Origin of the sequence: Pseudomonas sp. NPDC098740 (genome assembly GCF_044760065.1) — a bacterium.
GTDB classification, from domain to species: domain Bacteria; phylum Pseudomonadota; class Gammaproteobacteria; order Pseudomonadales; family Pseudomonadaceae; genus Aquipseudomonas; species Aquipseudomonas rossensis.
The window spans coordinates 105,813-119,265 of sequence record NZ_JBIWAM010000003.1 but is presented as its reverse complement, the minus strand read 5'-3'; the positions used below and the strand labels follow the sequence as shown (position 1 = coordinate 119,265).

Sequence of the window (13,453 nt, the reverse complement as noted above, 5' to 3'; positions counted from 1 at the left end):
TTCGGGCTGTCGCCACCGTGCAAAACACGGTCGCTACAGTTCGCTTTTACCTTCTCGACGCTGCGTAATGTTCTGGGCACGGTGCACGAAGACATCGGCCCTCACAATAATCTGCCGCACGAGACTCCCCCAATGAAAAGACTGTTCACCCGCTGTCTCTCAGTCCTCTGCGGCACTGCTCTCCTGAGCACCAGCGTTCTGGCCAGTGACGACGCTTCCTGCAAGGCCGTGCGCATGGGCGTGGTCAACTGGACCGACGTGATCGCCACCAGCGGCATGGCTGACGTACTGCTCAACGGCCTCGGTTACGAAAGCAAGCAAACCAGCGCCGTGCAGCAAATCATCTTCGCCGGCATCCGCGACAAGCGCCTGGACATCTACCTCGGTTACTGGAAACCGGCGATGGACAAAAACATCGCGCCGTTCCTGGCTGCCAATCAGGTGAAGGTCATGGACAAACCGAGCCTGGCCGACGCTCAGGCAACCCTCGCCGTACCTGAATATGTCGCCGAAGCGGGCCTGAAAACCTTCGCCGATATCGCCAAATTCAAGGATCAACTCGGCGGCAAGATCTACGGCATCGAGCCCGGCAGTGGCGCCAACACCACCATCAAAACCATGATCGAGACCAATCAATTTGGCTTGAAAGACTTCAAGCTGATCGAGTCGGGTGAAGCCGGCATGCTTGCCGCTGTACAGCGGGCGGTGAATCGCAAGGAATTCGTGGTGTTCGTCGGCTGGACCCCGCACCCGATGAACATCAACATGAAAATCGCCTACCTGACTGGCAGCGAAGACGTTTACGGCCCGAACGAAGGCGCCGCCACCGTTTCCACCGTGACCGCCCCGGACTACGCCCAGCGCTGTCCGAACGTAAACCGTCTGCTGGAAAACCTGACCTTCACCGCCGCCCAGGAAAGCCAGTTGATGGTGCCGATCATGGAGCGCAAGACGCCTCAGGACGTTGCCAAGCAATGGCTGCGTGATCATCCGGACGATCTCCAGCGCTGGTTGGCAGGTGTCAATAGTTTTGATGGAAAGGATGGCGTGGCAACGGTTCAGGCCAGTTTGAAAAACTGACCGTAACCGCAAAACCCTGTGGGAGCGAGCCTGCTCGCGAAGGCGGTGTGTCAGGCAACATCAATTTGAATGACACGCCCTCTTCGCGAGCAGGCTCGCTCCCACAGGGGGTTGACCCTACCTATCTCCTTGAACGGGCACCGGCTCATGGCTCCTTACCCGCTTTCTGCACAGATGACGGCTTTCGTCGAGAAAACCGTCAGCTTCAACAGTACCGACAGCAGTCTCGGTGGTTTGCGCCAGGCCTACAGCGACATGTGCCGGGCGTTCACTCCGTCACGTCCCGACGGGCTTTATGTGGTCGACTTTGAATTGGCCGGCGTGCCGGTGCGGTCTTATCAACCGCCGGTTTCGCCACCGACCAGCGGTTGCCCGTGCATTGTGTATCTGCACGGCGGTGGGTGGGTGGTGGGGGACCTGGATTCCCACGACTTCATCTGCGCCGAACTGGCGTCGACGCTCGGTGTGCTGGTGATCGCCGTCGATTATCGGTTGGCGCCGGAACATCCGTTTCCGGCGGCGTTTGAAGACTGCCTGGGTGTCTGGCGCGCGCTACGGACCGGGCCATTCCGGCTCGATCCCGAGCGAACGCTGGTGGCCGGGGACAGCGCCGGTGGCAACCTTGCGGCTGCGTTGTGCCTGGCGTTGCGCGATGCGGGCGAGCCATTGCCGGCGGCGCAGGTGCTGATTTATCCGGGGCTGGGCGGTGATCACCGATTGCCGTCGCGCAGTGAATGCGTCGATGCTCCCTTGCTCAGCAGCAGCGATCTGGATTGTTATCACGCCCTGTACTTGCGCGGCACTGGGCAGCCAGGGGCCTATGCGATGCCGTTGCTCGCCGAGGATTTCAGTAGGCTGCCGCCGGCCTTGATCGCCGTGGCGCAATTCGACCCACTGCGCGATGACGGCATGCTCTACACCGAGCGACTGAACGCAGCAGGTGTGGCAGCGACGCTGTACTACGGCGAGGGGTTGGTCCACGGTTGTCTGCGGGCTCGGGGGCAGGTCGCCGAGGTCGACGCACTCTATGAAACGCTGCTCGGCTATTTGTCTGAAAAAACGGGCTGAAGAACTCTGACTCTGCAAGGCATGCTCATTGGCGTAATTCGGGTTTATGATGCCGGACGGCAGAATAATAGAAGTCCCCCCAGGGATGACCTCGACCCCTTACGGAGCGCGCAATGCAGACTTTGTACCCGCAGATCAAACCCCACGCCCGGCACGATCTGGCCGTCGATGAAACCCACACGCTGTATGTCGACGAAAGCGGTTCGCCGAAAGGTTTGCCAGTGGTGTTCATTCACGGTGGCCCCGGCGCCGGGTGTGATGCCCAGAGCCGTCGGTATTTCGATCCGAACCTGTATCGCATTGTGACCTTCGACCAGCGCGGTTGCGGTCGTTCCACGCCCCACGCCAGCCTGGAAAACAACACCACTTGGGATCTGGTCGCCGACCTTGAGCGAATTCGCCAGCACCTTGGCATCGATAAGTGGGTGTTGTTCGGCGGTTCATGGGGCTCGACCCTGGCGCTTGCCTACGCGCAAACCCACCCGGAGCGTGTGCACGGTCTGATTCTGCGCGGGATTTTTCTCTGCCGCCCGCAGGAAATCGAGTGGTTCTACCAGTGTGGCGCCAGTCGTCTGTTCCCCGATTACTGGCAGGACTACATCGCGCCGATCCCGCTGGACGAGCGCGAAGACTTGCTCTCGGCTTTCCACAAACGCCTGGTCGGCAACGATCAGATTGCCCAGATGCACGCGGCCAAGGCCTGGTCCACCTGGGAAGGCCGGACTGCTACCCTGCGCCCGAACCCGCTGGTGGTCGATCGTTTCTCCGAGCCACAGCGCGCACTGTCGATTGCGCGCATCGAATGCCACTACTTCACCAACAATGCGTTCCTTGAGCCCAACCAGCTGATCCGCGACATGGGCAAGATCGCCCATTTGCCTGGCGTGATCGTCCACGGTCGCTACGACGTGATCTGCCCGCTGGACAACGCCTGGGAACTGCATCAGAACTGGCCGAACAGTGAATTGAAGGTGATCCGTGACGCCGGCCATGCCGCCTCCGAACCTGGCATTACTGACGCACTGGTTCGCGCCGCCGATCTGATGGCCCATCGTCTGCTCGACCTGGCCCCTGAAGAAGCATGAAGGGCCTGCTGCAACGCGTGCGTGGTGCGCGAGTCGAGGTAGCGGGGGAGGTGGTTGGCGCCGTTGATCAGGGTTTGCTGGTGCTGGTGGCGGTCGAGCCCGAGGATACTCGGGCCAGCGCCGACAAACTTCTGCAGAAACTGCTTAACTATCGTGTGTTCAGTGACGCCGAGGGCAAGATGAATCTGTCCCTGGCGGATGTAGGCGGTGGGTTGCTGCTGGTCTCACAGTTCACCCTGGCCGCCGATACCCGGAGCGGGTTGCGTCCGAGTTTTTCGACCGCTGCCCCTCCGGCCCTGGGCGAGGAACTTTTCGACTATCTATTAGGTAAGGCGAAACAGGTGCATGGCACTGTGGCATCAGGTAGATTCGGCGCGGATATGCAGGTGCACCTGGTCAACGACGGCCCGGTAACCTTCCTGTTACAGACCTGAAAGCGCTTGAAACATGTTTTTAAGCCCTTTTCGACTGAAAACAGGCGTTTTTCAAGATAAATACTTTGTTACCCCTGATGCGTTGTAACGCGGCCTACTAGATAATCGCGCGCTACGGGGATCAGCGTTCGTTGGTCCATTTTGACTTAGGTAGAGACTTGTCCTGGACCTCTTGGGGAATCATTTAGCCCCACAGGAGTCGGAACAATGCTCGCCAACTTGGCAAGAGTGGTCTGTAGGGTCGGTTTTTCCATGCCGTTCTCCTCACAGGCACTTAAACTGGCCGTTGGTTTTTTGATCTGTTTTCGGCGAGGGTTGCTCGTGATTGTTAGTCCCTGTAATGCACCAAAATTGTCTGCCAAACGGTTACGAAGCGCTCTGGTAGCGGGCTCTGCACTGCTCTGCCTGCTCAGCGCCGGTCAGCTTTGGGCATTCAATCTGGATGATGTATCGGTCAAGGCAAAAGAGCTGGCCGGGCAGAAATACGAAGCTCCGCGCAGTAACCTGCCGAACGAGTTCCGCGAGATGAAATTCGCGGACTATCAAAAAATTCGCTTCCTGACCGAAAAAGCCGAGTGGGCCGATCAGAAAACCCCGTTCAAGCTGTCGTTCTATCACCAGGGTATGCATTTCGATACGCCGGTGAAAATCAACGAAATCACAGCTAACACCGTCGAAGAGATCAAATACGACCCAAGTCGTTTCGATTTCGGCGATGTGAAGTTCGATCCTAAAGCCACCGAGCAACTGGGTTATGCCGGTTTCCGTGTGCTTTACCCGGTCAACAAGGCTGACAAGCAAGACGAAATCATGACCATGCTCGGCGCGAGTTACTTCCGCGTTGTCGGCAAGGGTCACACCTATGGCTTGTCCGCTCGCGGCATGGCCATCGATACCGCGTTGCCGTCCGGCGAAGAATTCCCGCGTTTCACCGAGTTCTGGATTCAACAGCCGAAACCGGGCGACAAGCACTTGGTGATCTTTGCTCTGCTGGATTCGCCACGGGCTACTGGTGCGTATTGCCTGACCGTGCGTCCGGGCAGCGACACCGTTGTCGACGTCAAGGCCAAGATGTTCCTGCGTGACAAGGTCACCAAGCTTGGCGTTGCGCCGCTGACCAGCATGTTCCTGTTCGGCGCCAATCAGCCGTCGAAAGTGCTGAACTACCGTCGCGAACTGCACGACTCCAGCGGTCTGTCGATCCATGCCGGTAACGGCGAGTGGATCTGGCGCCCACTGAACAATCCGAAACACTTGTCGGTGAGCAACTTCTCGATCGAGAACCCGCGCGGTTTTGGCCTGCTGCAACGTGGCCGTGACTTCAGCCACTACGAAGACCTCGACGACCGCTACGACAAGCGCCCAAGTGCCTGGATCGAACCAAAAGGCGATTGGGGCAAGGGCTCCGTCGATCTGGTAGAGATTCCGACTGCCGACGAAACCAACGACAATATCGTTGCGTTCTGGAGCCCGGAAAAACTGCCTGAGCCTGGCCAGCCGCTGGACGTCGCTTATCGCATGCACTGGACCATCGACGAAGCCTCGCTTCACGCACCGGACAGCGCCTGGGTTCAACAGACCCTGCGTTCCACGGGTGACGTGAAACAGTCCAACCTGATCCGTCAGCCGGACGGCAGCGTTGCTTATCTGGTGGACTTCGAAGGCCCGTCCCTTGCGGCATTGCCGGAGGATACGGACGTTCGTAGCCAGGTCAGCGTTGGCGAGAATGCCGAGCTGGTCGAGAACAGCGTGCGTTACAACCCTGAAACCAAGGGCTGGCGCCTGACGCTGCGGATGAAAATCAAGGATCCGGGCAAGCCTACCGAGATGCGTGCTGCACTGGTCAAGAACATCGTGACTGCTGACCTGGCCAAAACATCGCTGCCAGCATCCAATTCTTCCGTCGCCAAGGCTGACAAGATTGCCGCTCGGCAGCAGGAGAAGCTGGACAAGGAAGCCAAGGAAGCGAAGGAAACCAAGCAAGCTGAGGCCAAGCAGGTTGAAGCCAAGCCGGCCGAAGCCAAGCCAGCCGCAGATTCCAAGGACAAGGACAACAAAGACGCCAAGCAGCCAGTCGCTGCCGAGGCGGCCCCAGCCACACCGGAATCGGTACCGACTGAAGAAGTCCTGACCGAGACCTGGAGCTACCAGTTGCCTGCCGATGAGTAATTCTCAAGTACAGCCAGAGACTCTTGCCGAGTATCTGGCGCATCTGCCGATGACCGACCAGCAGCGCGCGGAACTCGCGGGCTGCCAGTCTTTCAGCGAATTGCATGAGCGCCTTTCGTCCTCGACGTTCGACGCGCCGACCGAGGCTGCTCAAGCTTCGGTGGGGCGTCGTTTGACGCTGAACACCGCCGAAGAGCTGGCGGAAGCGCAAATGCTGGTGCTTGACGCCAGCGGTCGGGTCTGCCTCAAGGCGACCCCTCCGATCCGTCGGACCAAAGTCGTACCGGAGCCGTGGCGCACCAACATTCTGGTGCGTGGCTGGCGTCGCCTGACCGGTCGCACCAATCCGCCGGCCCCGCCGAAGGATGAAAATGTGCTGCCGGCGGCTCGCTGGCGCACCGTCGGTTCGATCCGTCGCTACATTCTGCTGGTACTGATGCTCGGCCAGACCATCGTTGCCGGCTGGTACATGAAAGGCATCATGCCGTACCAGGGCTGGTCGTTCGTCGACCTCGAAGAAGTCCTGCACCAGCCGTTCCTGCAAACCGTCACGCAAGTACTGCCGTATGCGCTGCAAACCAGCATCCTGATTCTGTTCGGGATTCTGTTCTGCTGGGTGTCGGCCGGTTTCTGGACAGCGCTGATGGGCTTCCTCGAGTTGCTCACAGGCCATGACAAATACCGCATTTCCGGTAAAAGCGCCGGTAACGAGCCGATCCCCAAGGACGCGCGCACCGCTCTGGTGATGCCGATCTGCAACGAAGACGTGCCACGGGTGTTTGCCGGTTTGCGGGCGACCTTCGAGTCGGTTGCGGCCACGGGTAACCTGGATCGCTTCGACTTCTTTGTCCTCAGCGACAGTAACGACGCCGATATCTGCGTTGCCGAGCAACAAGCCTGGCTGGACGTCTGCCGTGAAGCCAAGGGCTTCGGCAAGATCTTCTATCGCCGCCGTCGTCGTCGCGTTAAGCGTAAAAGCGGTAACCTCGACGACTTCTGCCGTCGTTGGGGCGGTGATTACAAGTACATGGTCGTGCTCGACGCGGACTCCGTGATGAGCGGCGATTGCCTGACCAGTCTGGTGCGCTTGATGGAAGCCACCCCGGACGCCGGGATCATCCAGACCGCGCCGCGCGCGTCTGGCATGGACACGCTGTATGCACGCATGCAGCAGTTCGCCACCCGCGTGTACGGTCCGCTGTTTACCGCCGGTCTGCACTTCTGGCAGTTGGGCGAATCCCACTACTGGGGCCACAACGCGATCATTCGCATGAAGCCGTTCATCGAGCACTGCGCCCTGGCGCCGTTGCCCGGTAAAGGCGCATTTGCCGGTGCAATTCTGTCCCACGACTTCGTTGAAGCGGCGCTGATGCGCCGTGCCGGCTGGGGCGTGTGGATTGCCTACGACTTGCCGGGCAGCTACGAAGAATTGCCGCCGAACCTGCTGGACGAACTCAAGCGTGACCGTCGCTGGTGTCACGGCAACCTGATGAACTTCCGGCTGTTCCTGGTAAAAGGCATGCACCCGGTGCACCGTGCAGTGTTCCTGACGGGCGTGATGTCTTACTTGTCGGCGCCGTTGTGGTTCTTCTTCCTCGTGCTGTCGACGGCGCTGCTGGCGGTCAACACGCTGATGGAGCCGCAGTACTTCCTTGAGCCGCGCCAGCTCTATCCGTTGTGGCCACAATGGCACCCGGACAAGGCGATCGCGCTGTTCTCGACCACCGTCGTGCTGCTGTTCCTGCCGAAGTTGTTGAGCATCATCCTGATCTGGGCCAAGGGCGCGAAAGAGTTCGGTGGCAAGTTCAAGGTGACGATGTCGATGCTGCTGGAGATGCTGTTCTCCATGCTGCTGGCGCCGGTGCGGATGATCTTCCACACCCGCTTCGTGCTCGCCGCGTTCCTCGGCTGGGCCGCGACCTGGAACTCGCCGCAACGTGACGACGACTCCACGCCATGGAGCGAAGCGGTCAAACGCCACGGTCCGCAAACCTTGCTGGGCTTCTTCTGGGCCTTGCTGGTGATCTGGCTGAACCCGAGCTTCCTCTGGTGGCTGGTGCCGATCGTCGGTTCGTTGATGCTGTCGATTCCGGTGTCGGTGATCTCCAGTCGAGTCGGCCTGGGCCTCAAGTCCCGTGACGAAAGCCTGTTCCTGATCCCTGAGGAATACAATCCGCCACAGGCGTTGCTGGCAACTGACCAGTACACCCACGAAAACCGTTGGCATGCGCTGAACGACGGCTTCATCCGGGCAGTGGTCGATCCACAGCAGAACGCCCTGGCGTGCTCGCTGGCGACTTCACGCCACCGTGAGGCCGAGCCGATCGAATGGTTGCGGATTGAACGGGTGCGTCATGCGCTGAAAGCCGGGCCTCAGGGTCTGAGCAACAATGAGCGCGTGGAACTGCTCAGTGATCCGGTAGCACTGGGTCGTTTGCATGAGCAGATCTGGAACGAAGCTCACCCCGAGTGGCTGGAGGCGTGGCGTAAATCGGTGAAAGCCGATCCCCATGCGCCGCTGTTGCCGCTCAAGCCGCTGAGTGTGCAGCCTCAGTTGGCCTGACAAAAAACCCCGCGAAAGCGGGGTTTTTTTTGGTGCGCCCAGCGTCAGGCAACAAATCCTGCTTAAACCCTTGTGCAAACGAACGAGTGCGTTAGCATCCGTCCCCGAATTGGTGCGCCCGGACAACTTTCTGTTCGTATCTGCCGGTTTCCCAAGGGAAACCCGCGGTTTGCGCGTCTCACAACGCGATGGTTTTGGGGACTTGATGATGAAGAAGTATCTCTCGATGCTGCTGGTCGGCGTCACGGCATTGGTTGCAGTCAACGCGGCGCACGCCGGTGCCATCGATGAGGCGGTCAAGCGCGGCACGCTGAAAGTCGGCATGGACCCGACCTACATGCCGTTCGAAATGACCAACAAGCGCGGCGAGATCATCGGCTTCGAAGTCGACATTCTCAAAGCCATGACCAAGGCCATGGGTGTCAAGCTGGAGATGGTTTCCACCGGCTACGACGGCATTATCCCGGCCTTGCTCACCGACAAGTTCGACATGATCGGCAGCGGCATGACCCTGACCCAGGAACGCAACCTGCGGCTGAACTTCAGCGAACCGTTCATCGTGGTGGGCCAGACCCTGCTGATCCGCAAGGAACTGGAAGGCACCATCAAGTCCTATAAAGACCTGAACACCGCCGACTACCGCATCACTTCCAAGCTCGGCACCACCGGCGAGATGGTGGCCAAAAAACTTATCTCCAAAGCCAACTACCACGGCTACGACAACGAGCAGGAAGCCGTGCTCGACGTGGTCAACGGCAAGGCCGACGCCTTTATCTACGACGCGCCTTACAACGTCGTGGCGGTGAACAAGGTCGGTGCCGGCAAACTGGTGTTCCTCGACAAGCCGTTCACCTACGAGCCGCTGGCCTTCGGTCTGAAGAAGGGTGACTACGACAGCCTCAACTTCATCAACAACTTCCTGCGCCAGATCCACGAAGACGGCACCTACGATCGCATCCATGACAAGTGGTTCAAAGACACCGCTTGGCTCAAGGACATGGAATAAGGATTTCTGCTGCGGTGTATCAGTAACACCGCGCCGCTTCAATCGCGAGCAAGCTCGCTCCCACAGTTGATCGATGTGAACACAACCTTTGTGTCCGGCACAGACCCTGTGGGAGCGAGCTTGCTCGCGATGGCGTCCTCCTTGGCGACACAAATTTCGGAATCTGCTTACAGATGAAACAGAAAAGAGCCCAATGGCCGTGGCACGTGTTAACCGTGCTGCTGCTGATCGGCCTGGCCGGCGCGTTGTATTACGCCACCTCGCTGATGTCCTACGAATGGCGCTGGAACCGTGTGCCGCAATACTTCGCCTATCACGCCGAAGAATCCCAGCGTGCCGCCGATATCTCCACCGTCAGCGAACTGGTGCGCAAGGGCGACAAGGCTGAAGTCACCCTGCGCAATGACGCCGGTACAGAGCAGCACCTGACCGTCGACGACAACAGCCTGCAAGTCGCCCAAGGTGATGACGTGGCCGAAGGCGACGTGATCGGCGTGACCCGCCATTGGGCCGCCGGACCGCTGATGTGGGGTCTATGGACCACCTTATGGTTGTCCGTGGTTTCAGGTGTGCTCGGCCTGCTGATCGGCCTCGCCACGGGCCTGTGCCGACTGTCGAGCAACCCGACCCTGCGCGATCTCTCGACGATCTACGTCGAACTGGTGCGTGGTACGCCGCTGCTGGTGCAAATCTTCATTTTCTACTTCTTCATCGGCACCGTGATGAACCTCTCCCGGGAGTTCGCCGGGATCGCCGCGCTGTCGCTGTTCACCGGTGCTTATGTGGCGGAAATCATCCGTTCCGGCGTTCAATCCATCGCCCGTGGCCAGAACGAAGCCGCGCGCTCCCTGGGCCTGAGCGCTGGTCAGTCGATGCGCCACGTGGTGCTGCCGCAAGCGTTCAAACGGGTGCTGCCACCGCTGGCCGGTCAGTTCATCAGTCTGGTCAAGGACACCTCGCTGGTGTCGGTGATCGCCATTACCGAGCTGCTCAAAAGCGGTCGCGAAGTCATCACCACCTCGTTCTCGCCGTTCGAAATCCTGTTCTGCGTGGCCGGTCTGTACCTGTTGATCAACCTGCCGCTGTCGAAAATCGCCAGCCGGCTTGAGCGGAGGCTCGCGCAAAGTGATTGAAGTCCGCGATCTGGTAAAAGTTTTCGACACCCGCGGCCACGTGGTTCGCGCGGTGGATAACGTCTCGACGCACGTGGCCAAGGGCGAAGTGCTGGTGGTGATCGGCCCGTCCGGTTCCGGCAAGTCGACCTTCCTGCGCTGCCTCAACGGCCTGGAAGACTTCGACTCGGGCTCGGTGAGCATCGACGGCTTGCAACTGGCCGACCCGAAAACGGATGTGAATGCCTATCGCCGTGAAGTCGGCATGGTGTTCCAGCATTTCAACCTGTTCCCGCACATGACCGTGCTGGAAAACCTCTGCCTGGCCCAGAAAGTCGTGCGCAAGCGCGGCAAGAAGGAGCGCGAGGCCAAGGCCTTGGCGTTGCTGGAAAAGGTCGGAATTGCACAGAAGGCCAACGAGTTTCCGTCGCGCCTTTCCGGCGGTCAGCAACAGCGTGTGGCCATCGCCCGGGCATTGGCCATGGAGCCGAAGGTCATGCTGTTCGATGAGCCGACCTCGGCGCTCGACCCGGAAATGGTCGGCGAAGTGCTGGACGTGATGAAAACCCTGGCGGTGGAAGGCATGACCATGGTTTGCGTCACCCACGAAATGGGCTTCGCCCGGGAAGTGGCGGATCGGGTGCTGTTCTTCGACCACGGCAAATTGCTGGAGGACGCTTCACCGGCCGAATTCTTCGATGCGCCGAAGGATCCGCGCGCACAGGCTTTCTTGCGGCAGGTCCTCTAACTGCGGCGACCTTCCGGCCGCCATCGCGGGCAAGCCCGCTCCCACATTGATCGGTGGTGAACACAAGATTTGTGTTTGACGCATATCCTTGTGGGAGCGGGCTTGCCCGCGATTGCATCACCTCAGTCCTGTGTGAACCGAGAAACTCGCATCACCTCAAACCTTGAACCTGCCCACCAGCATCTGCAGATGCGTCCCCAATCGCGCCAGCTCAATGCTGGACGCTGCGGTCTCTTCACTGGCGGCCGAGGTCTGCTCGGACACGTCGCGCACGTTCAGCACGCTACGGTTGATCTCTTCGGCCACCGCGCTCTGCTGTTCTGCCGCTGCAGCGATTTGCTGGTTCATCGACTGAATCGCCGAGACGGTGCGGGTAATGCTTTCCAGCGAGCCACCGGCGCGGCGGGTCAGTTCGACGCTGCTTTCGGTCAGGCTGCGGCTGTTGTCCATGATGGTCGCCACTTGCTGGGTGCCGGTTTGCAGGCCGACGATCAGCTCTTCGATTTCTTCGGTGGACTTCTGGGTACGCTGGGCCAGGCTGCGGACTTCGTCGGCGACCACCGCAAAACCACGTCCGGCCTCACCGGCACGGGCGGCCTCGATGGCGGCGTTGAGGGCCAACAGGTTGGTTTGCTGGGCCACGGATTTGATCACATCGAGCACGCTGCCAATCTTGTCGCTTTCGCGTTTGAGATGACCCATGGCCTCGGTGGAGTTGCCGACTTCCTTGGCCAGGCGCTCGATCTGGGCGATGGCTTCGCCGACCACTTTGTCACCTTCGCGGGCCTGTTGGTCGGCGGCGACGGCGGCTTCGGAGGCTTCTTCGGCGTTACGCGCGACTTCCTGCACGGTGGCGGTCATTTCGTTCATGGCGGTGGCCACCTGGTCGGTCTCGACCTTCTGGCTGTTGACCCCGGCGCTGGTCTGCTCGGTGACTGCCGACAGCTCTTCGGCGGCACTGGCGATTTGCGTTACGCCGTCACTGATGCCACCAATCAACTCGCGCAGGCCCAGGGTCATGCTCTGCATGGCGCGCTGTAGCTGGCCGAGTTCGTCCTGACGCTCGGAGATAAGGTTTTGGGTCAGGTCACCGGCAGCAACACGCTCCGCCACTTTGAGGGTCTGGCTCAGGGGAATCACGATCTGGCGAGTGATGGCCCACGCGGCAAGCATGCCGAAGGCGAGCGCCAGGGCGGTGGCCAGCAGCAGCAGGTTTTTGGCGTGCGCGGCGTCAGTGTCACGGACGATGGTTTGCGACACGGTGAGTTTTTTGCTGACGTCGAGCAGGATGTCGCCTTGCACGGCCATGCGTTTGAGCGCGGCCGCGCTGGCAACCTGAGAGTCACGGAACTGGCTGACGGCGGCGCGATAGGCCTTGAGCGAGTCAGTGGCCTGCTGCAGGTTGGCGATGTGCTGTTCCGGCAGTTTGGAGGGCAGGCTTTCGAGGTTTTTCAGCGCGTTGTCGATGGCGTCCAGAGCGGGTTGCTCTGCTTCGGTTTTGCCGCTGTAGGTGTAACCGCGCACCTGGAAACGCGCTTGCTGGATCAGTTTGCTCAGGTCTATCACGCTGTTGAAATCGGCGACGCTGTCACCTTGCAGCATGATTTTTTCGACTTCGGCGACACGGGCCACGGCGTTGTCGGCGGTGGCGCCGAGTTTGCCGCGGGCGTCTTCGCGGGTGGCGCCGGCCTGGGTCATGGCCGTGAAGGCTTGTTTGTACTCACTGACGGCGGCCAGTTGCTGGTCGATCATGGCCACGTCGGCCGGTTGTTCGATCATCGTGCGCGCGGTTTTCAGGCCGGTATCGAGTTGGCCGAGCAGGTCGTTGACCGCACCAGGGCCTTGGTCGCCGCGACGCATTTCGTAATCCAGACGGGCCAGGCGCAGGTCTTTGGTCAGGTCATTGAGGCTGGCAATAAACCCCAACTTATCGCCGCGACTCATCACGCCGCTCAGGCCGGTCCAGCCGGTGAAAGTGATCAGCAAGGTTAGAAGCAGCACCGAACCGAAGCCGATCCCCAGTTTGCGATTGACGCTTACATTTCCCAGATTCTCGGCTAGCCATCGGTACATGCTGCAACTCCCTCGAACCATTGTTGGTTTTATGGGAACTGTATCGGCTGGACGACGAGAATCTGTAGGAGCTGCCGCAGGCTGCGATCTTTTGATCTTGATCTTCGTTGGTCTC

10 protein-coding genes and 1 pseudogene are annotated in these 13,453 nt (G+C 60.0%); 9 read left to right on the top strand and 2 right to left on the bottom strand.

Going from position 1 to position 13,453, the window contains the following annotated elements:
- Positions 1-132 precede the first annotated feature (132 nt).
- The 9 genes from ACIQU2_RS04925 (at position 133) to ACIQU2_RS04885 (ending at position 11,265) form a co-directional block, all read left to right on the top strand.
- The gene (locus ACIQU2_RS04925; RefSeq protein ID WP_403139042.1) at positions 133-1,080 is read left to right on the top strand and encodes a choline ABC transporter substrate-binding protein; all 948 of its coding nucleotides are present in this window, start codon (positions 133-135) and stop codon (positions 1,078-1,080) included.
- 147 nt (positions 1,081-1,227) lie between these two features.
- Complete coding sequence (locus tag ACIQU2_RS04920; RefSeq protein ID WP_403139039.1) at positions 1,228-2,148, top strand: alpha/beta hydrolase; 921 nt, start codon at positions 1,228-1,230, stop codon at positions 2,146-2,148.
- Between the two features lie 113 nt (positions 2,149-2,261).
- Positions 2,262-3,233, top strand: coding sequence for a prolyl aminopeptidase (gene pip / locus ACIQU2_RS04915; RefSeq protein WP_403139037.1), 972 nt, complete (start codon positions 2,262-2,264; stop codon positions 3,231-3,233).
- On the top strand, positions 3,230-3,667 hold the full coding sequence (gene dtd / locus ACIQU2_RS04910; RefSeq protein WP_347802184.1) for a D-aminoacyl-tRNA deacylase: 438 nt from the start codon (positions 3,230-3,232) through the stop codon (positions 3,665-3,667). Before pip ends, dtd begins: the two co-directional genes overlap by 4 nt.
- A 321-nt stretch (positions 3,668-3,988) precedes the next feature.
- Positions 3,989-5,836, top strand: coding sequence for a glucan biosynthesis protein G (locus tag ACIQU2_RS04905; RefSeq protein WP_347802185.1), 1,848 nt, complete (start codon positions 3,989-3,991; stop codon positions 5,834-5,836).
- The gene (mdoH, locus tag ACIQU2_RS04900; RefSeq protein ID WP_403139034.1) at positions 5,829-8,399 is read left to right on the top strand and encodes a glucans biosynthesis glucosyltransferase MdoH; all 2,571 of its coding nucleotides are present in this window, start codon (positions 5,829-5,831) and stop codon (positions 8,397-8,399) included. Before ACIQU2_RS04905 ends, mdoH begins: the two co-directional genes overlap by 8 nt.
- Positions 8,400-8,607: 208 nt before the next feature.
- Entirely contained in the window at positions 8,608-9,405 is a 798-nt protein-coding gene (locus ACIQU2_RS04895; protein WP_347802230.1) for a transporter substrate-binding domain-containing protein, read from the top strand.
- A gap of 173 nt (positions 9,406-9,578) precedes the next feature.
- Positions 9,579-10,538 carry an amino acid ABC transporter permease gene (locus ACIQU2_RS04890; protein WP_403139032.1) on the top strand — a complete coding sequence of 320 codons (960 nt, stop codon included), beginning with the start codon at positions 9,579-9,581 and terminating at the stop codon, positions 10,536-10,538.
- Entirely contained in the window at positions 10,531-11,265 is a 735-nt protein-coding gene (locus ACIQU2_RS04885) for an amino acid ABC transporter ATP-binding protein (RefSeq protein ID WP_403139030.1), read from the top strand. The genes ACIQU2_RS04890 and ACIQU2_RS04885 overlap by 8 nt, the downstream gene beginning before the upstream one ends.
- A 156-nt stretch (positions 11,266-11,421) precedes the next feature.
- On the opposite strand, the gene ACIQU2_RS04880 is transcribed toward ACIQU2_RS04885, so the two are convergent.
- Complete coding sequence (locus ACIQU2_RS04880) at positions 11,422-12,135, bottom strand: methyl-accepting chemotaxis protein (protein WP_403139396.1); 714 nt, start codon at positions 12,133-12,135, stop codon at positions 11,422-11,424.
- 144 nt (positions 12,136-12,279) lie between these two features.
- Positions 12,280-13,338: pseudogene (locus ACIQU2_RS04875) on the bottom strand (methyl-accepting chemotaxis protein); the annotation flags it as partial.
- Positions 13,339-13,453 lie beyond the last annotated feature (115 nt).

What these genes read in the sequence shown, in the direction of transcription:
- ACIQU2_RS04880 (WP_403139396.1), bottom strand. Translation starts at nt 12,135, where the DNA reads ATGAACGAAATGACCGCCACCGTGCAGGAAGTCGCGCGTAACGCCGAA.
- mdoH (WP_403139034.1), top strand. Translation starts at nt 5,829, where the DNA reads ATGAGTAATTCTCAAGTACAGCCAGAGACTCTTGCCGAGTATCTGGCG.
- ACIQU2_RS04890 (WP_403139032.1), top strand. Translation starts at nt 9,579, where the DNA reads ATGAAACAGAAAAGAGCCCAATGGCCGTGGCACGTGTTAACCGTGCTG.
- ACIQU2_RS04895 (WP_347802230.1), top strand. Translation starts at nt 8,608, where the DNA reads ATGAAGAAGTATCTCTCGATGCTGCTGGTCGGCGTCACGGCATTGGTT.
- dtd (WP_347802184.1), top strand. Translation starts at nt 3,230, where the DNA reads ATGAAGGGCCTGCTGCAACGCGTGCGTGGTGCGCGAGTCGAGGTAGCG.
- ACIQU2_RS04920 (WP_403139039.1), top strand. Translation starts at nt 1,228, where the DNA reads ATGGCTCCTTACCCGCTTTCTGCACAGATGACGGCTTTCGTCGAGAAA.
- pip (WP_403139037.1), top strand. Translation starts at nt 2,262, where the DNA reads ATGCAGACTTTGTACCCGCAGATCAAACCCCACGCCCGGCACGATCTG.
- ACIQU2_RS04925 (WP_403139042.1), top strand. Translation starts at nt 133, where the DNA reads ATGAAAAGACTGTTCACCCGCTGTCTCTCAGTCCTCTGCGGCACTGCT.